The sequence below is a fragment of the Kitasatospora sp. NPDC048407 genome (assembly GCF_043200475.1).
Taxonomy (GTDB): domain Bacteria; phylum Actinomycetota; class Actinomycetes; order Streptomycetales; family Streptomycetaceae; genus Kitasatospora.
Genome location: NZ_JBICXW010000011.1, coordinates 173,847 through 191,074 on the forward strand (window position 1 = coordinate 173,847; position 17,228 = coordinate 191,074).

At 73.1% G+C, this 17,228-nt stretch carries 17 protein-coding genes; 13 read left to right on the forward strand and 4 right to left on the reverse strand.

The genetic code is table 11. From position 1 onward, the window contains the following. Positions 1-371: 371 nt before the first annotated feature. From ACGFWJ_RS21520 to ACGFWJ_RS21545, 6 genes are all read left to right on the forward strand, one after another. A complete protein-coding gene (locus ACGFWJ_RS21520) occupies positions 372-2,972 on the forward strand; it encodes a SpoIIE family protein phosphatase (RefSeq protein ID WP_392952017.1) in 2,601 nt (866 codons plus the stop codon). 82 nt (positions 2,973-3,054) lie between these two features. Beyond that, the gene (locus tag ACGFWJ_RS21525; RefSeq protein ID WP_392951881.1) at positions 3,055-3,732 is read left to right on the forward strand and encodes a response regulator; all 678 of its coding nucleotides are present in this window, start codon (positions 3,055-3,057) and stop codon (positions 3,730-3,732) included. 288 nt (positions 3,733-4,020) lie between these two features. Next, positions 4,021-5,184: a sensor histidine kinase gene (locus ACGFWJ_RS21530; protein ID WP_392951883.1), complete on the forward strand. Its 1,164-nt coding sequence runs from the start codon at positions 4,021-4,023 to the stop codon at positions 5,182-5,184. A 103-nt stretch (positions 5,185-5,287) separates the two neighbouring features. Continuing rightward, positions 5,288-6,187, forward strand: a complete 900-nt coding sequence (locus ACGFWJ_RS21535) for an ABC transporter ATP-binding protein (RefSeq protein ID WP_392951885.1) — start codon at positions 5,288-5,290, stop codon at positions 6,185-6,187. Beyond that, positions 6,180-6,932: an ABC transporter permease gene (locus tag ACGFWJ_RS21540; RefSeq protein ID WP_387646272.1), complete on the forward strand. Its 753-nt coding sequence runs from the start codon at positions 6,180-6,182 to the stop codon at positions 6,930-6,932. Before ACGFWJ_RS21535 ends, ACGFWJ_RS21540 begins: the two co-directional genes overlap by 8 nt. A gap of 31 nt (positions 6,933-6,963) precedes the next feature. Beyond that, the gene (locus ACGFWJ_RS21545; protein WP_392951887.1) at positions 6,964-7,158 is read left to right on the forward strand and encodes a histidine kinase; all 195 of its coding nucleotides are present in this window, start codon (positions 6,964-6,966) and stop codon (positions 7,156-7,158) included. A gap of 11 nt (positions 7,159-7,169) precedes the next feature. On the opposite strand, the gene ACGFWJ_RS21550 is transcribed toward ACGFWJ_RS21545, so the two are convergent. Then, positions 7,170-7,850: a hypothetical protein gene (locus ACGFWJ_RS21550; RefSeq protein ID WP_392951889.1), complete on the reverse strand. Its 681-nt coding sequence runs from the start codon at positions 7,848-7,850 to the stop codon at positions 7,170-7,172. 249 nt (positions 7,851-8,099) lie between these two features. Between ACGFWJ_RS21550 and ACGFWJ_RS21555 the strand changes: the two genes are divergently transcribed. Together ACGFWJ_RS21555 and glnII are read left to right on the forward strand one after the other, a co-directional pair. Further along, a complete protein-coding gene (locus tag ACGFWJ_RS21555) occupies positions 8,100-9,032 on the forward strand; it encodes an SCO1860 family LAETG-anchored protein (RefSeq protein ID WP_392951892.1) in 933 nt (310 codons plus the stop codon). A gap of 158 nt (positions 9,033-9,190) precedes the next feature. Continuing rightward, entirely contained in the window at positions 9,191-10,213 is a 1,023-nt protein-coding gene (glnII, locus tag ACGFWJ_RS21560; protein ID WP_387646263.1) for a glutamine synthetase GlnII, read from the forward strand. Positions 10,214-10,287: 74 nt separating this feature from the next. On the opposite strand, the gene ACGFWJ_RS21565 is transcribed toward glnII, so the two are convergent. Next, a complete protein-coding gene (locus tag ACGFWJ_RS21565) occupies positions 10,288-11,052 on the reverse strand; it encodes a GNAT family N-acetyltransferase (protein ID WP_392951894.1) in 765 nt (254 codons plus the stop codon). Between the two features lie 280 nt (positions 11,053-11,332). Between ACGFWJ_RS21565 and ACGFWJ_RS21570 the strand changes: the two genes are divergently transcribed. The 4 genes from ACGFWJ_RS21570 to ACGFWJ_RS21585 all read left to right on the forward strand — a co-directional run bounded on the left by ACGFWJ_RS21570 (position 11,333) and on the right by ACGFWJ_RS21585 (position 14,536). Further along, on the forward strand, positions 11,333-12,496 hold the full coding sequence (locus ACGFWJ_RS21570; protein ID WP_392951897.1) for a M48 family metallopeptidase: 1,164 nt from the start codon (positions 11,333-11,335) through the stop codon (positions 12,494-12,496). Between the two features lie 99 nt (positions 12,497-12,595). After that, on the forward strand, positions 12,596-13,129 hold the full coding sequence (locus tag ACGFWJ_RS21575) for a hypothetical protein (protein WP_392951899.1): 534 nt from the start codon (positions 12,596-12,598) through the stop codon (positions 13,127-13,129). Positions 13,130-13,223: 94 nt separating this feature from the next. Continuing rightward, positions 13,224-13,763: a hypothetical protein gene (locus ACGFWJ_RS21580; protein ID WP_392951902.1), complete on the forward strand. Its 540-nt coding sequence runs from the start codon at positions 13,224-13,226 to the stop codon at positions 13,761-13,763. After that, the gene (locus tag ACGFWJ_RS21585) at positions 13,760-14,536 is read left to right on the forward strand and encodes an MOSC domain-containing protein (protein WP_392951905.1); all 777 of its coding nucleotides are present in this window, start codon (positions 13,760-13,762) and stop codon (positions 14,534-14,536) included. Before ACGFWJ_RS21580 ends, ACGFWJ_RS21585 begins: the two co-directional genes overlap by 4 nt. 3 nt (positions 14,537-14,539) lie before the next feature. On the opposite strand, the gene cobC is transcribed toward ACGFWJ_RS21585, so the two are convergent. After that, on the reverse strand, positions 14,540-15,580 hold the full coding sequence (cobC, locus tag ACGFWJ_RS21590; RefSeq protein ID WP_392951908.1) for an Rv2231c family pyridoxal phosphate-dependent protein CobC: 1,041 nt from the start codon (positions 15,578-15,580) through the stop codon (positions 14,540-14,542). Further along, positions 15,577-15,975, reverse strand: coding sequence for a cobalamin biosynthesis protein (locus ACGFWJ_RS21595; RefSeq protein ID WP_392951911.1), 399 nt, complete (start codon positions 15,973-15,975; stop codon positions 15,577-15,579). The genes cobC and ACGFWJ_RS21595 overlap by 4 nt, the downstream gene beginning before the upstream one ends. A 357-nt stretch (positions 15,976-16,332) precedes the next feature. On the opposite strand from ACGFWJ_RS21595, the gene ACGFWJ_RS21600 reads away from it, so the two are divergent. After that, positions 16,333-17,223 (forward strand): alkaline phosphatase family protein, encoded by an 891-nt coding sequence (locus tag ACGFWJ_RS21600; RefSeq protein ID WP_392951914.1) that lies wholly within the window; start codon positions 16,333-16,335, stop codon positions 17,221-17,223. Positions 17,224-17,228 lie beyond the last annotated feature (5 nt).

Below are 17,228 nucleotides of genomic sequence, written 5' to 3' on the forward strand. Positions count from 1 at the left end.
GCTTCACGTCTCCCCACCCGTGAGTACGTACCGTGGCGGCGAAGTGTTCAGCGTTGTCGTCCGCAGTCCGAACTCCCGGCCGGGTGGCGGCGGGTGGCGCACAGGGTGGGGCCATGGCCGACACGATTCGGGTGCTGATCGCGGACGACCAGGCGCTGCTGCGCGGCAGCTTCCGGCTGGCTCGGTCCTCACCACGGGTGTAGGTGTGGGGTATGGCGCGGTTCGGTACCTGGCGAGCCGCCCTGTCGCGTGGCAGAGAGGCGGCTGCAGAACCGCGGTCGTCAGGCTCTGCGGCTGATCGGGGCGGTTCCGGCCGGCGACGGCGCGCGGCGTTCCTCGTCCCGCGCAGCCTCGCGGGCCGGGTGTTCGTGATGCAGCTGGTGGTGGTGCTGCTGCTGGTCGTGACCGCCCTGGCGGAGCTGCTGGTCCAGGCACACGACGACATCAACGAAAGGGCCCGGAGCCGGGCGATGGCCGTCGCGCAGACCTTCGCCAACTCGGCCGGGGTGGTGCCCGCACTGGCCACCAGCAACCCGTCGGCGATCCTCGAGCCCAAGGCCCTGGCAGCGTCGCAAGCCTTGGGCGACACGGGCATCCAGGTCATCAACGCGCAGTACGTCCGCGTGACCGACCGCTACCCGTACCGGGTCGGCACGATGGTGGAGCCCAACATCGTGCCCACCCTGTCCCGCGACCATCCGAACTTCGCAATCGTGCACACCAGCGCCGGTGGGAAGCAGATGGTCGCCCGGGTCCCGGTCTACGACAACGGCCGGTTCGTCGGGTGGGTGGCCGCGAGCACTCACATCAGCGACATCAACGGTGTCGTCGGCATGCGCGTGCGCGTCCTCACCATCGGGGCTGTCGGTGCGCTGGCGGTGTCGGTGCTGGGGACGGCCTTGATCAGCCGGAGGCTCAACCGGCAGACCCGGGGCCTGGGGCCGGCCGAGATGACCCGGATGTACGAGCACCACGACGCGGTGCTGCACGCGGTACGCGAGGGCGTCGTGATCGTCGACGGTGAGGGCCGGGTGGTGCTCGCCAACGACGAAGCGCGGCGCCTGCTGGATCTGCCGCCCGACTGCGAGGGCCGCTTGGTGCCGGAGCTGGGTCTGGAGTCGCCGACGGCGGACCTGCTGGCCGGTGGCACCACGGTCAGCGACGAGGTGGTGGCAGCCGGAGAGCGGCTGCTGGCGGTGAACATTCGGCCGACCGGCCAGGTTGACGGCCCGCCCGGCAGCGTGGCCACCCTGCGTGACACCACCGAACTGCGCAGCCTGTCGGGACGGGCGGAGCAGGCACGCGGTCGCCTGCGCCTGGTGCACGACGCCAGCACCGCCATCGGGACGACCCTGGACGTGACCCGCACCGCCGAGGAGCTCACCGAGGCAGTCGTGCCCCGGTTCGCCGACTTCGTCACCGTCGACCTGGCCCCCGGAGTCGTTTCGGGCGAAGAGCCCACCGAGCGGGACTGCCGTGAGGTGGTCCGCGTGGCGATCGGCGGCATCCGTGACGACGCCCCCTTCTTCCCGATCGGCCGCACCATCGCCTTCGGCTGGGCCACTCCCCAGGGCCGGAGCCTGGGCACCGGACGCGCCAGGCTCGCACCCCGTCTCGCCGACGACGCCGCGTGGCAGGAAGTGGACCCGCCCGCCGCCCGCGCCCTGCTGGACTACGGCGTGCACTCGATGATCGCGGCCCCGCTGCTGGCCCGCGGCATCATGCTCGGGGTGGCCGAGTTCTGGCGCGCCGACACCACGGCACCCTTCGAGGAGGACGACCGCTCCGTCGCCGAGGATCTCACCGCGCACGCCGCCCTGTGCATCGACAACGCCCGCCGGTACACCCGCGAGCACACGCTCGCCGCCACCCTCCAACGCCGCCTGCTGCCCGGCGAATTGCTGCCGCAAGCCGCCCTGGAGGTCGCCCACCGCTACCAGCCCGCCCAGGAAGGGGCCGGCGGCGACTGGTACGACGTGATTCCCTTGCCCGGCACCCGGGCCGCCCTCGTCGTCGGTGACGTCGTCGGACACGGGATCCACGCCGCCGCGACGATGGGCCGCCTGCGCACCGCCGTGCACAACTTCTCCGCTCTCGACATCCCCCCGGACGAACTCCTCGGCCACCTCGACGAACTCGTCCAACGCATCGACCGGGAAACCGCCGACGCAGAGGACACCATCACCGGCGCCACCTGCCTGTACGCCATTTACGACCCCACCGCCGGTCACTGCACGCTGGCCACCGCCGGCCATCCGCCGCCCGTTGTAGTCCACCCCGACGGCAGCGCCTACTACCCGGACATCCCCCAGGGGCACCCTCTCGGCCTGACCGCTCTGCCTTACGAGACCGCCCGGATCGACCTGCCGCCGGGCAGCCTCCTGGTCCTCTACACCGACGGACTCATCGAGAGCCGCGAGCAGGACATCGACAGCGGCCTCCAGCTGCTGCGCGAGACCGTCGCCCACCCGCACCGCACCCCGGAGGAGACCTGCACCGCCATCCTGCGCCGCCTGCCGCCCGCCCGTCAGAACGACGACGTCACCCTCCTGGTCGCCCGCACCCGCACCCTCAGCCCCGGCAACATTGCCGAATGGGACGTCCCCCAGGACCCCGCCGCAGTCGCCCACGTGCGCGCGGCGGTCAACGACCAACTCGACGCCTGGGGCATCGAGGAAGAAGCCTTCGCCACCGAACTCATCCTCAGCGAACTGGTCACCAACGCCGTCCGCTACGGCGCTCCACCCATCCACGTGCGCCTGATCCGCGACGCCGCCCTGGTCTGCGAGGTCTCCGACGGCACCAGCACCGCACCCCACCTGCGCTACGCCGCCACCACCGACGAGGGCGGACGCGGACTCTTCCTCGTCGCCCAACTCGCCGACCGGTGGGGCACCCGTTACACCGAAACCGGCAAGATCATCTGGAGTGAACAAGCACTTGATCACGTCTCCCCACCCGTGACTACGTAGCGCGGCGGCGAAGTGTTCGGCGTTGCCGCCCGCAGTCCGAACTCCCGGCCGGGTGGCGGCGGGTGGCGCATAGAGTGGGGCCATGGCCGACACGATTCGGGTGCTGATCGCGGACGACCAGGCGCTGCTGCGCGGCAGTTTCCGGCTGCTGGTGGACTCCACGCCCGGCATGACGACGGTGGCGGAGGCCGCCGACGGGGCGGACGCCGTCCGGCGCGCGCGCGAACTGCGGCCGGACATCGTGCTGATGGACCTCCGGATGCCCGCGCTCGACGGCATCGCCGCCACCCGGGAGATCTGCTCCGACCCCGAACTGGCGGGTGTCCGCGTGCTGGCGCTGACCATGTTCGACCTGGACGAGTACGTGTATCCGGCGCTCCGGGCGGGGGCGAGCGGCTTCCTGCTGAAGGACGCCACGCCGGCCGACCTGGTGGCCGGGATCCGGACCGTCGCGGCGGGGGAGGGCGTCCTGTCGCCGACCGTGACCAGGCGCCTGATCGCCGACCTGTCCTGGAGCGCCGGACCGGCCAGGCCCGAGCCGCGGCTGGTCGGGCTGACCCGCCGCGAGCACGAGGTGCTGGTGCAGATCGCCAACGGGCTCTCCAACCAGGAGATCGCCGGGCGGCTGGTGGTCAGCCTGCCCACGGTGAAATCCCATGTCGGCAGCCTGCTGGCCAAGTTGAGCGCCCGGGACCGCGCCCAGCTGGTGATCATCGCCTACGAGGCGGGGGTCGCCGAGCCCGGCATGCCGCAGCTCTGACGCCGGCAGCGAGTTGGGGCCTGTCCGGCCGATCTTGCCGGGCGCGCGACGCCGGATCATCCGCCCCCAGCCTGGCGGCTGGGAGGTGCCCCCACCCCCAGCCCCAAGGGGGGCTGGGAGGTGCCCCCACGGACGCACCGGCAAAACATCCGAGTACACCCAGTACGAGGACGTTTCGCCGGCACGCCCAGCCGGGCGCGAAATGGGGGCACCTCCCAGCCCGCAAGGGCTGGGGGAGCCGCGCGCTGATCCGACAAGATCGACCGGGCAGGCCCTAGTGTCGGCGGCATGGTGTCCGCATTCCGAAAGGCTTACGTGGTACGGCAGTTGATCGCGATCGACGCCGCCGTCGCGCTGGGGTTGGCGTTGCTGCCGGCGTTGTCCCCGTTGTGGGGGCAGGTCGGGGACGGTGTGCCCGGGTGGATGCTGTGGGCGGCTGCCGCGGCGGTTCCGTTGGTGGTCCGACGGATCTGGCCGTGGCCGGTGTTCCTCACGGTGCTCGCGGTGGCCGTGGCCTCGGTGCCGCTGGGCCTGGCGCCGACCGCGTTCCTGGCCGCCGCCTTCGCCGCGTACCCGGTCGCGCTGCTGACCGGTCCGCCGCCGTTCGGGCGGAGCGCGGCGGTGATCGGCGGGACGAGCGTGGCGGGCGTGGCCCTGCTGGCCGTCGGTGGCAGCCCGCACTACCCGGGCGGGACGCAGGCCGTGCAGGTGCTCTTCGGCGTGCTGGTGCTCGGCGCCACCTGGGCGGCGGGCCTCGCCGTGCGGGAACGCCGGGAGGGCGTGCGCCGGACGATCGAGCAGGCCGGGGAGCGGGCCAGGCGCGAGGAGCGGCTGCGGATCGCCCGGGAGATCCACGACGTGGTCACCCACAGCGTGGGCCTGATCGCCGTCAAGGCGGGCATCGCCAACCACCTCGCCGCCACCCGCCCGGAGGAGGCCGGGCTCGCGCTCACGGCCATCGAGGAGATCAGCCGCAAGGCGCTGAGCGACCTGCGCGCGACGCTCGTCGTGCTGCGCGGCGAGGACGGCCACGACGGGGGCGACCTGCGTCCGGCCCGGGGTCTGGCCGACCTGCCCGAGCTGGTCCGCGCCGCCGAACTGGCCGGGGTGCAAGCCGAGTTGACGACGCAGTGCGCGGTGGAGCCGTCGGGCGGGGTCGCGCTCGCCGGGTACCGCATCGTGCAGGAGGCGCTGACCAACGCCGCCAAGCACGCCGCCCCCACCCGCTGCCGGGTCCGGGTGGTCGCGGCCGACGGCGAGCTGACCGTCGAGGTGGCCGACGACGGGCCGTCCGACGACGGGCCGTCCGGCAGCCGGCCGGCCGGGTCGGTGCCTGGCGGCGGCCTCGGCCTGCCCGGCATGCGCGAGCGGGCCCGCGCCCACGGCGGCACCCTCACGGCCGGGCCCGGCGACGGCGGCGGCTGGACCGTCCGCGCGGTGCTGCCGTACTGACGAGAACTCATCCCCAGGTAGGGGTTCGGGCGGCGGCCCGGCGCGGGCGGGACCGGACCGGGGCCCGATGTGGCGCCGGCGTGGCCCGCCGAGACTGGACGGCGTGATCGACGTCAACGACCTGACCAAGCGGTACGGCCCGCACACCGCCGTGGAGGGGCTGACCTTCGCCGCCCGGCCCGGTGCCGTGACCGGGTTCCTCGGCCCGAACGGCGCCGGGAAGACCACCACCATGCGAATGATCCTCGGCCTGACCCGCCCGGACGGCGGCAGCGCCCTGATCAACGGCCTGCCGTACCGTCAACTGCGCTTCCCCGCACGGCAGGTGGGCGCCCTGCTGGAGGGCGGCGGCGCGCACCGCGGCCTCACCGCCCGCGACCACCTGCGCTGGCTGGCCCGGAGCAACGGCATCGCGCCCGAACGGGTCGGCCGGATGCTCGACCTGACGGGCCTCGGCGCGGCGGCCGGCAAGCGGGTCGGAGCACTGTCCCTCGGCATGTCCCAGCGCCTGGGGCTGGCCGCGGCGCTGCTCGGCGACCCGCCGGTGCTGGTGCTGGACGAGCCGGTCAACGGACTCGACGCGGAAGGCATCCGCTGGCTGCGGGAGTTGCTGCGGACGATGGCCGCCGAGGGGCGCACCGTGTTCGTGTCCAGCCACCTGATGGCGGAGATGTCGATGGTCGCGGACCGGCTGGTCGTGGTCGATCGCGGCCGACTGGTCGCGGACGCCCCGCTGGAGGAGTTCCTGGCCCGGCACGCCCGCGCCCACGTTCAGGTCCGAACCCCCGAACCGGCGCTTCTGGCAGCCGAGTTGCAGCGGGCCGGCGCCACCGTGCAATGCGCCGCGGACGGCAGCCTTCAGGTCACCGGGTTGCCCGCGGCCGAGATCGGCCGACTGGCCGCCGCCTGCGGCCTGCCGCTCGACGAACTGGCCACCCGGACCGACTCGTTGGAGGAAACCTTCCTCGCCCTGCTCGCCGAGAGGAACACCGCCCGTGCCTGAGACGCTGGCCGCCCTGCGGGGCGAACTCGTCAAGCTGCGCAGGGTGCGCGGCACCTTCCTCTCCCTGCTTCTGTTCGCCCCCGTCAGCCTGGCGATCGGCGCCCTCGACGGCGCCTCCGCCCGCTCCGCGCTGGAGTCGCACAGCCCGCTGCTGCGCGCCGACTTCACCCCGGAGCAGACCGGCCTGGACGGCATCGGGTACGGGCAGCTCGCCCTGATCGTCTTCGCGGTGCTGGCGGTGGCCGGCGAGTACGGCTCGGGCATGCTGCGGACCTCGCTGCTGGCGGTGCCCGACCGGGGCCGGCTCTACCTGGCGAAGACCGTCGCGACGGCCCTGGCGGCCCTCGCGGTCGGCGCCCCCGTGACGGTGGCCGGGTACCTGGTCACCCAGTACGCGCTCGGCCCGCACGGTGCGGGCCCGGGCGCCGACGGCGTCCCCGCCGCGCTGGTCGGCGCGGTCGGCTACCTGGTGCTGATGAGCCTGTTCGCGGCCGGCCTCGCCGCGGCGGCGCGCAATGCCGTCGTGCCGCTGGTCGTCCTGCTGCCCATGGTGCTGGCCGGCTCGCACCTGCTGTCGCTGCTCGGCGCGACCAGGGAGCTCGCCCGCTACCTGCCGGACCGGGCCGGGGCGGAACTGCTCACGGTCGGCTCCCACGACCAGCTCCGGGGCCTGCTGGTGCTGCTGGCCTGGACGGTCGCGGCGCTGGCCCTCGGCCTGCTGCGGCTGCGGCGTTGGGACGGCTGACGGGTCACCAGTTGTCGGTGGTGCCGAGGGCGTGCGCCGGACCATCGAGCAGGCCGGGGAGCGGGCCAGGCGCGAGGAGCGGCTGCGGATCGCCCGGGAGATCCACGACGTGGTCATCCACAGCCTGGGCCTGATCGCCGTCAAGGCGGGCATCGCCAACCACGTCTCCGCCACCCGTCCCGCGCCGGCGCTCGGCCTGCTGCGGCTGCGGCGCTGGGACGGTTGAGGGGTGGCGGGTCACCACTTGGAGGTGGTGCCGAGGGTGACGGCGGCGCCGGTGTCGGTGCCGGCCACGGAGACGCACACCTGGTAGGCGTCGAGCAGCGAGCCGTGGGTCCGGCAGGCCGACCAGCCGCCGCGGCTGTCGGTGGCGAGCGGCCAGCCGGAGGCCGTCAGGTGGCCGCGGACCTGGTCGAGGACCTGGCCGGAGTTCTGGCCGGAGGTGCCGCCCACGTCCAGGTCGTGCTCGCAGAAGTCCGCGGATCCGCTGCCGCAGCCGGAGCGCTCGGAGGTGATCAGGAGCCCGGCGGGCAGCGGGGCCAGCTCCGAGGCGGCCGGGATCTCGGCGGGTCGCCCGTTGTCGTGCAGGAACGAGCCGAACAGCCAGCTCGCCGCGCCCATCAGCAGCGCGCAGCCCACCATCAGCGCGGCCGCGAACCCCCGGCGGTCGCCGCTCTCGCCCTTGTGCACGGGCCATACCAGGGCCAGACCCACCAGCGGCAGCACGGCCAGGACACAGCCGGCGCCCACCAGGCCCGTCCAACGCACCTGCTGGGGAAGCCAGTTCAGCATTCCGGCCGCCGCTGTCAGCGTCGCCGCCGCGAGCACTGCCGCGATCACCGGCCTGGCCCACCCCTTCGGTGCCGCGAGCAGCCAACAGCCCAGCGGTACCGCCAAGATGATGATTCCTACCGTCATGGTTGGTCACTCTGCCCTGTGACCCGCCCCGCCGGGAAGGCTCCGATGTGTGCCGGAATCTCTCCGGAAACGGTCAGTCCGGATCGTCAACCTCACTCGAAGGAGTGAACTGACGCTCCGTGTTGCTGGGGTGACGCACGGTTCGAGAAGACTGGCGGCAGTCGAGAGCGCGAGCCCCCTCCCCGTGCCGGTGTGCCGGGTGAGGTCGCGGGTGCGCTCTGTCGTTCACCATGTGTGGGGGTTCCTGTCATGTCTGTTCTGCGCACGGTTGCCGTGTCCACCCTGGCCGTGTCCGCGCTCGCGCTCGCACTGCCGCTGCCGGCCTACGCGGCCGACGGCAGTACGCCGGCCAAGCCCGGGAAAGCGAGTGCCGTGACGGCCGAACTCGCCCTGAACGTCACGCTGTTGAATGCCGTGAAGGTGCCGGTCGAGGTGGCCCTGAACAAGGTGGAGTCGCCGGCCCAGCGGGACGGGGCGATGCTCACCGCCACGGTCGACGGCGTGGACAACGGGAAGCCGGTGAACCTGGTGAAGGCCCAGGTCGGCAAGTCCGTGACCAAGGTTGACGACAAGCTGGCCACCGCCTCGGTGCAGCTGGTCGGCGCGGACGTGCACGTCCCCGGTCTGCCGCTGACCACGCTGCTCGGGCTGGACGCGATGAGCACCGAGGTGACCTGCCCGGTGGACGGCCAGCCGACCGCCAAGGTGACCGCCCCGGTGAAGCTGACGGTGCTCGGGAAGTCGGTGACGGTGGGCCTCAACTCGCCCACCCACGTGGACGTTCCGGCGATCGGCTCGGTGGACGTCGAGTTCTCCAAGAAGACCGTCACCAGCAGCACCGCCGCCGCCTCCGCGCTGGAGGTGCAGGTGTCGATCAACCCGCTGAACCTGAACGTCGCCAAGGTGGACGGCAAGGTCACGGTCGCCGGGGTGTCCTGCGAGAAGCCGGTGGCGGCCGTCACGCCCGCCGCCGCCACCTCCGGCGCGCCGAGCCCGTCCGGCTCCGCGGCCGGGACCGCGCAGAACCGTACGGCGCCGAAGGAGGCCGGTGAGGAGCTGGCGTACACCGGCTCGACCGGCACCACCGCGATGGCCGCCGCCGGCGTCACCCTGCTGGTCGCCGGCGGGGCCGCGGTCTGGATGACCCGCCGCAAGCGCGCCGCGCACGCCCGCCAGCGCTGAACCCCGGCGGTGTGCTCACGCTCCGGCGCCTCCCGGAGGGTGAGCACACCGCTGCGGTCCGTTGGTTCACATGGGCGTTACATAGGAGGAACAACCGGGAAACGGCGGCTTGCGAGGCTACGCAGGCACCCACCACCCGAGCAGTGAGGTTCACCGCGATGGCAATCAAGGCCGAGTACATCTGGATCGACGGCACCAAGCCGACCGCGAAGCTGCGCTCCAAGACTCGGGTCCTGCCCAACGCGGACAAGATCCCCACCTGGGGCTTCGACGGCTCCTCCACCAACCAGGCCGAGGGCCACGCCTCGGACCGCGTGCTCGACCCGGTGCGCGTCGTCCCGGACCCGATCCGCGGCGGCGACAACATCCTGGTGCTGTGCGAGGTGCTGGAGACCAACGGCACCGCCCACGCCTCCAACAACCGCGCCCTGCTGCGCGAGGTCGCCGAGAAGTACGCCGCCCAGGAGTCGATCTTCGGCATCGAGCAGGAGTACACCTTCTTCAAGGGCTCCCGCCCGCTCGGCTTCCCCGAGGGTGGTTACCCGGCCCCGCAGGGCGGCTACTACTGCGGCGTGGGTGCCGAGGAGGTCTTCGGCCGCGAGATCGTCGAGCTGCACCTCGACCGCTGCATCGACGCCGGCCTGGCGATCTGCGGCATCAACGCCGAGGTCATGCCCGGCCAGTGGGAGTTCCAGATCGGCCCGGTCGACGCGCTGACCGTCTCCGACGACATGTGGATCGCCCGCTACCTGCTCTACCGCACCGCCGAGGAGTTCGGCATCGACGCCACCCTGGACGCCAAGCCGGCCCGTGGCGACTGGAACGGCGCGGGTGCGCACACCAACTTCTCCACCAAGGCGATGCGCGAGGGCTACGACGCCATCATCACCGCCTGCGAGTCGCTCGGTGCCTCTCAGGAGAAGGTGCTGGAGCACGTCAACCAGTACGGTGACGACATCCAGTCCCGCCTGACCGGCAAGCACGAGACCGCCCCGTGGAACGTCTACTCGTACGGCGTCTCCGACCGCGGCGCGTCGGTCCGCATCCCGTGGCAGGTCGAGGTGGAGCAGAAGGGCTACATCGAGGACCGCCGCCCGAACGCGAACGTCGACCCGTACGTGGTCACCCGCCTGATGATCAACACCTGCTGCGAGGCCCTGGAGAAGGCCGGCCAGGTCTGATCCGCCACGCGTCACGCAACGGCGCCCGCTGAACCCTTGCTCGGGGGTTCGGCGGGCGCCGTCGTGTTTCTCGGTTACATCTTGACGAAACCGTGGGTGCGGCCCACCGTCACGAAACCGCGCCGGGCGTACCACGCCTGCGGCCAGTCCTCGGCGTCCGCGACCAGGAAGCGCAGGCCGTCCGGGGCCTGCTCGGCGGCCAGGTGCAGGGCGGTGGTCAGCACCCGGTCCGCGAGGCCGCGGCGCTGATGGTGCTCCGCCGTCGCCAGATCCTCGACCTGCGCGGTGCCCGCCGCGTCCTGGTACAGGTCCGCCCAGGAGCCGAACTCGCCGTCCTCGTCCCGCGCGGCCAGGATCAGCACCCGCTCCGCGCCGGCCTCGCGGGCCGTGCGCCGCGACACCAGCTGCGCGATCGAATCGTCCGGGGCCGACGGCAGCCAGCAGCGCCACTGGCGCTCCAGCATCGGCGCCAGCTCCGCCAGTTCGACCTGTTCGGCGCCGCCGCGAGCGGGCACCGGGCCCTGGTGGACCATCACCAGCTCGACCTCGTGCCGGTACCCCGCCGCGACCAGGCCCGGGGCCAGCGCCTGCGCGGACGCGTCGTCGAACACCGCGATCCGCCGGTGCTCCAGGTGCCCGAGCACCTCCTCGGCCAGGCCCGCCGCGTCAACCCCGCTCGGCGGGGCGTCCAGGATCAGCTGGTTGTGCTCGTGCGAGTACCGGTATCGCTCGCTCAACACCGCGAACCCGCCCGGCAGTTCGGTTACTTCGTCGGCCTGCCGGCGGGCGAACCCGCGACGGAAGTCCAGTGCAGTCCGCAGACTCTCTTCGCCCACCATCGGGCCATCGTAGGCCGGACCGCCCGCTCCGGCCGAAGGGATATTCGGCTTGAGTCTCCCGTGGGGGGAGACCGCAGAGTCGGGGTCATGGACGGCGAGGAGCTCGTGACGATCGGGGCTCTGGCGCGGCGGTGCGGCTGGCCGGTGCCGCCGCCGCTGACGCCCGTGTTCGGGTGGCTCGCGGCGGCGCCGGCGGCCTGACGGTCGGCCGGGCCGCTCGGCGGGTGGCAGGCGCCGGGCGCAGGGGTCCGACGGCGCGCCCGGTCACTACGCTGGGGGCATGGCCGACACACCGACCCCCGTTCCGTCCGGTGACTTCACCCCGCAGGAGGTGGCTCGCGGCCGGGCGTTGCGGCGGGCGCAGCTGCCGTGGGCGCTCGGCGGGCAGCTCGCCTCGCTGGCGCTGTCGGCCGTGCTCGGGTTCACGGCGGCCGGGGCGGGGCTGGTGACGGCGGTCGGCGGCTGGTTCGGCGGCAGCTGGGCGGCCGAGGTGCTCGGCGGGAGCGCCGCGCTGGTGCTGCTCGGACGGGCCGTGACGCTGCCGTTCTCGGCCAAGGTTCGGACCGCCCGCGCCGGTTTCGGCCTGGTCACCCAGGGCTGGAAGGGCTGGGCGGTGGACGCGGCGCGCGGGACGGCGGTGACGCTGGCGCTGTTCCTGCCGCTTGCGCTCGGCCTGTACGCGCTGATCGGGCACTCGCCGACGGGCTGGTGGGTGCCGGGCGCGCTGGCCGCGGCGCTGCTGACGGTGGCGATGTCGTTCCTGCACCCGCTGGTGTTCGAGCCGCTGTTCAACCGTTTCTCCCCGATGCCGGACGGCGAACTGCGCACCGCCCTGCTGGAGTTGGCCCACCGCGACGCCATCGCGGTGCGCGACGTGCTGGTCGCCGACGCGTCCCGCCGCACCACCGCGCTGAACGCGTACGTGTCCGGCTTCGGCCCGACCCGGCGGATCGTGGTCTACGACACCCTGCTGGAGACCGCCGAGGCACGCGAGGTCGAACTCGTCGCCGCGCACGAACTCGGCCACGTCAAGCACCGCGACGTCGCCACCGGCACCGTGCTCGGCGCACTCGGCGCGGCCGTCGTGGTGCCGGTGCTGGCCGCGCTGCTGGCCTGGCAGCCCCTGCTGGACGCGGCGGGCGCCGCCACCCCGCAGGACCCGCGTTCGCTGCCCCTGCTCGCGGCCCTCGCCGCCCTGCTCGGCGCGCTCAGCCTCCCCGCCCAGTGCGCGGTCAGCCGCCGGATCGAGACCCGCGCCGACCGGCACGCCCTCGAACTCACCGGCGACACCGAGCAGTTCATCGCCATGCAACGCCGCCTCGCGGTCGCCAACGTCTCCGACCCCAACCCACCACGCGCCCTGGAACTTCTCCTCGCCACCCACCCCAGCGCCACCCGCCGCATCGCCGCCGCCCGCAACTGGCAGGCGGAGCAGCATTCCTGACTGCGGGTGCCCTGGGACCCGGACCTCTTGGTCCAAAGCGGTGGTCGGACGGCCCGGGTGCGGGAGAGAATCCGGCACGGGCCGACCGAGGGGGAGCACATGACAGACCGTCCGCTGCTGATGCTGGATGTCGACGGGCCGATCGCCCCGTTCGACCGCTTCTTCCGCCCCTGGGGCTACCGGACGCACCGGGTGCCGTCGCAGACCTGGCGGCAGCGGCAGCTCGACAAGGGCGTGACCGACCCGAAGCCCTTGCGGGTCTGGCTGAACCCCGCCCACGGTCCGTCCCTGCTCGCCCTGCCGTACGACCTGGTGTGGGCCACCGCCTGGCAGGCGGAGGCGGACGAGCACCTGGCGCCGCTCCTCGGCCTGCCGCAACTGCCCTACGTGAGCTGGGAGTCGATGCACCACAAGGACCCCGACGGCCTGCACTGGAAGACCCGGCAACTGGTCTGCTGGGCCGACCAGCGGCCTTTCGTCTGGGTCGATGACGAGATCGGACCCCAGGACGCAGAGTGGATCGCCGCCAATCACCCCGGCGAGGCACTGACGATGAAGATCGACCACCGATCCGGGCTGCGGCCCGAGCACTTCGCCCGACTCACCGCCTGGGCCGGGGAGCTCGGCCGCTGAAGGTCGCCGCGCCGTGTCGCCCCGAGGGCAAAAGCGCTGGCCGGAGGGTGTGCGGGTGGGGGAGAATCCGGCATCGGCCGCCGAGGAGGAACGCATGACGGACCGTCCCTTGTTGATGCTGGACGTCGACGGACCGATCGCGCCGTACGTCGGGAGTCCGTACCGGCGGCCCGAGGGGTACCTGACGCACCGGGTGGAGTCGCAGGCATGGCGGCAGCGGCAGCGCGAGATGGGCGTGCGCAATCCGAAGCCGCTGCGGGTCTGGTTGCATCCCGGCCACGGCCCGTCCCTGTTGGCGCTGCCGTACCGCCTGGTGTGGGCGACCACGTGGCGGGCGGAGGCGAACGAACACCTGGCGCCGCTCCTCGGGCTGCCGCAACTGCCGTACGTCGACTGGGAGTCGATGCACCACGGCGATCCGGACGGCTTGCACTGGAAGACCCGGCAGTTGGTGGCCTGGGCGGCGGGGCGGCCGTTCGCCTGGGTGGACGACGAGATCGAGCCGCAGGACGCGGCGTGGATCGCCGACCATCATCCCGGGCCGGCCCTCACCCTGAAGATCGATCACCGGTACGGGCTGCGGCCCGAGGACTTCGTACAACTCACCGACTGGGCCGAGGAGATCACCCGTTGAAGGTTGCCGCGCTGTACCGCCACCCCGTGAAGTCGATGCTCGGCGAGGAGATCGTCCGGGCCCGGATCGACGAACGCGGCATCGAGGGCGACCGCCGCCGCGCCCTGCTGGACGTCACCACCGGCCGGATCGCCAGCGCCAAACAGCCGCGCGCCTGGCGGCAGTTGCTGACGATGAGTGCCGAGACCAAGGACGACGGGGTACGGATCACCGGCCCCGACGGCGGCGAGCTGGACGAGGACGGGATCAGCGCGCTGCTGGGCCGCCCCGTCCGGCTGATCACCGAGCGGCCGGCCGGCTCCGTGCTGCTGCGCTCGGTGCCCGAGCAGGTGCTGGCGGACGGCATCGAGGCCGAAGTGGAGTACACCGTCCAGGACTTCGGCAAGGCCGCCGCCCCCGGCAGCTTCTTCGACTTCGCGCCGCTGCACCTGATCACCACCGCCAGCCTGGCGGGCACGCCGGCGGTCCGTTACCGGCCCAATCTGGTCCTGGAGACGGACGGGGAGCCGTTCGACGAGAACGCCTGGGTCGGCCGCGAGCTCACCGTCGGCCCGGACCTGCGGCTGCGGCTGATCGCCGCCAGCCCGCGCTGCGCCGTCCCGACCCTCGCGCACGGCGAGCTGCCCGCCGACCCGGAGGCGCTGCGTCGCCCGGCCCGGCTGAACCGGGTCGAACCGCTGCCCGGCATGGGCCCGTTGCCGTGCCTGGGGGTGTACGCGCAGGTGCTCACCCCGGGCACCGTGGAGGTCGGCGACCGGGTGGAGGTGCACTGACCGTCAGCGGGAGATCGCGGCCGCCAGGGCGGTGAGGAAGCGGTCGGTGGTGTCCCGGTCGCGGACGGCCAGGCGCAGCCAGTCGGGGCCGAGGCCGGGGAAGGTGTCGCCGCGGCGGACGGCGAAGCCGGCGGTGCGCAGGCGGTCGCGGACGGCGTCGGCGTCCGGGAGCTGGATGAGGACGAAGGAGGCGGCGGGGTCGCCGTGCACCCGGACGTCCGGGAGTGCGGCGAGGCCCTTCAACAGGTGCTCGCGGTCCAGGGCGGTGGCGCGGGCGGCGGCGTCGGCCTCGGCGAGGGCGGCGGGGGCGGAGCAGAGTTCGGCGGCGGCCAGCGCGGGCGTGGAGACCGGCCACAGCGGCTGGGCGGCGGCGAGTTCCGTGACCAGGTCGGCGGGGGCGAGCAGGTAGCCGATCCGCAGGCCGGCCAGGCCCCAGGTCTTGGTGAGGCTGCGCAGCACCACCACCCGGCCGGGCAGGTCGCGGGCCCCGGCGAGGGTCTGGGTCTCGCCCGGGTCGGTGTCCATGAACGCCTCGTCGACCACCAGGGTCCGCCCGGGCCGGGCGAGTTCGGCCAGGTCGGCGGCCGGGTGCAGGATGGAGGTGGGGTTGGTGGGGTTGCCGACCACCACCAGATCGGCGTCCTCGGGAACGGCCCCGGGCAGCAGGCGGAAGCCCTGCTCCGGCGTGAGGAGGACGCGGTGGACGGTGCGCCCGGCGTCCCGCAGCGCTGCCTCCGGTTCGGTGAACTGCGGGTGCACCACCACCGCGTGGCGCGGCCGCAGCACCCGGGCGAGCAGCACGAACGCCTCCGCCGCGCCGGAGGTGAGCAGCACCTCGGCGACGGGGCGGCCGTGCCGGGCGGCGACGGCGGCGCGGGCCGCGGTGCCGTCCGGGTAGGCGGCCAGGGTGTCGAGGGTGGCGGCGAGGTGCGCGCGCAGCCAGGGCGGCGGGGTGCCGGTGCGGACGTTCACCGCGAGGTCGACCAGGCCGGCGGAGCGGACTTCGGCGTCGCCGTGATGGCGCAGATCGGGCTCGGTGTTCACCTGGTGGCCTCCTGGGCGGGTACGGCGAGGGCCGCGGTGGCGGTCGCGGTCGCGGTGCGCGGCGCGAGCAGGCGGCCGCCGGGCCCGGCCGAGGTCAGCGCGGCGGCCTCCGCGACGCTCGGGGTGCCGACCGCGGCGGCCACCCGGGCGGAGCCGGCCACCGGGACGGCGGCCAGCGCGGCGGCCGGGTGGCCGACCACGGGGACGTCCAACTCCCTTGCGGCGGCGCACAGTCCGGGCTCGGCGAGCTTGCTCTCCAGGGTGGCGACCAGGGTGACGGCGGAGCGGTCGAGGCCGCAGGCGGTGAGCGCCGCGTCGGCGGTGCGGAGCAGTTCGGCGGCGGGGGTGCCGCGGCGCAGCCCGAGCCCGAGCACGACACGGGGAGTGGCTGTCACGCCCGGCCCTCCCGTTGCTCGTTCACCTGCTTGTTCACCTGCTTGTTCACCGCGCCGGTCGTGCGCGCCGGGCCGGAAAGATCCCACCATGTCGGTCCGAGGCGGGTCAATCGGGACAGGTGTGAGCCGCGCCGCTTCTCCGCTGGCCGAAAAGTGCCCGTGCGGGCTTGTGGGCCGACCAAGCGTTCGCTTGTTCTTAACCTGTCAAAAGGCGTGCCGGTCACCGCTCACCCCTAGCGTTTCCGGCGCTCCAAGCTCCGAGCTCCGAGCTCCGAGCTCCGAGCTCCAACGCGTGTTCCACCAAGCGTGCTCCAACAGCCCTGTCCCGCACGTTCCTTGCCCCGGAGGGACCTCGCCATGACTGCCGCACCGCTCAGCCGCCGCACCAAGCGCCGCCTGACCGCGATCGGAAGCACCGTCGCCCTGGCCGCCGCCTCGCTCGGCCTGTGGGCCGCCACCGGCTCCACCGCGCAGGCCGCCGCGCTGCCCGCGCCCGACCACGTCATCGTGGTGGTGATGGAGAACCACGCCTACAGCCAGGTGATCGGCAGCTCCAGCGCCCCGTACCTGAACGGCACCCTGGTGGCCGGCGGCGCCAACCTCACCCAGTCCTACGGCCTGACCCACCCGTCCGAGCCGAACTACTACATGCTGTTCTCCGGCTCCAACCAGGGCCGCACCGACGACAGTTGCGTCAAGGTCGGCTCGATGACCGCGCCCAACCTGGCCTCCGAGCTGATCGCCGCCGGAAAGAGCTGGGGCTCCTACAACGAGACCCTGCCCAGCCAGGGCTCCACGGTCTGCTCCAGCGGCAAGTACGCGCAGAAGCACAACCCGTGGTTCGGCTTCTCCAACGTGCCGACCAACACCGCCTACACCTTCGCCCAGTTCCCCACCGACTACACCACGCTGCCGAAGGTCTCCTTCGTGGTGCCGAACCTGTGCAGCGACATGCACGACTGCTCGGTCTCCACCGGCGACACCTGGATCAAGAACAACCTCAGCTCGTACGCCACCTGGGCGCAGACCCACAACAGCCTGCTGGTGGTCACCTTCGACGAGGACAACAGCCTGTCCGGCAACCGCATCCCCACCGTGGTCTACGGCCAGCACGTCATCCCCGGCTCCACCAGCGCCACCACCTACAACCATTACAACGTGCTGCGCACCCTGGAGGACCTGGCCGGCCTGAGCGCCCACGCGGGCAACGCCGCCTCCGCCTCCGACATCACCGGCATCTGGAACTGACGCCG

Bases quoted from the DNA above. Each gene is read 5' to 3' on its own strand.
- ACGFWJ_RS21580 (WP_392951902.1), top strand. From the start codon at position 13,224: ATGACGGACCGTCCCTTGTTGATGCTGGACGTCGACGGACCGATCGCG.
- ACGFWJ_RS21600 (WP_392951914.1), top strand. From the start codon at position 16,333: ATGACTGCCGCACCGCTCAGCCGCCGCACCAAGCGCCGCCTGACCGCG.
- ACGFWJ_RS21520 (WP_392952017.1), top strand. From the start codon at position 372: ATGCAGCTGGTGGTGGTGCTGCTGCTGGTCGTGACCGCCCTGGCGGAG.
- ACGFWJ_RS21530 (WP_392951883.1), top strand. From the start codon at position 4,021: ATGGTGTCCGCATTCCGAAAGGCTTACGTGGTACGGCAGTTGATCGCG.
- ACGFWJ_RS21565 (WP_392951894.1), bottom strand. From the start codon at position 11,052: ATGGTGGGCGAAGAGAGTCTGCGGACTGCACTGGACTTCCGTCGCGGG.
- ACGFWJ_RS21570 (WP_392951897.1), top strand. From the start codon at position 11,333: ATGGCCGACACACCGACCCCCGTTCCGTCCGGTGACTTCACCCCGCAG.
- ACGFWJ_RS21525 (WP_392951881.1), top strand. From the start codon at position 3,055: ATGGCCGACACGATTCGGGTGCTGATCGCGGACGACCAGGCGCTGCTG.
- ACGFWJ_RS21555 (WP_392951892.1), top strand. From the start codon at position 8,100: ATGTCTGTTCTGCGCACGGTTGCCGTGTCCACCCTGGCCGTGTCCGCG.
- glnII (WP_387646263.1), top strand. From the start codon at position 9,191: ATGGCAATCAAGGCCGAGTACATCTGGATCGACGGCACCAAGCCGACC.
- ACGFWJ_RS21550 (WP_392951889.1), bottom strand. From the start codon at position 7,850: ATGACGGTAGGAATCATCATCTTGGCGGTACCGCTGGGCTGTTGGCTG.
- ACGFWJ_RS21575 (WP_392951899.1), top strand. From the start codon at position 12,596: ATGACAGACCGTCCGCTGCTGATGCTGGATGTCGACGGGCCGATCGCC.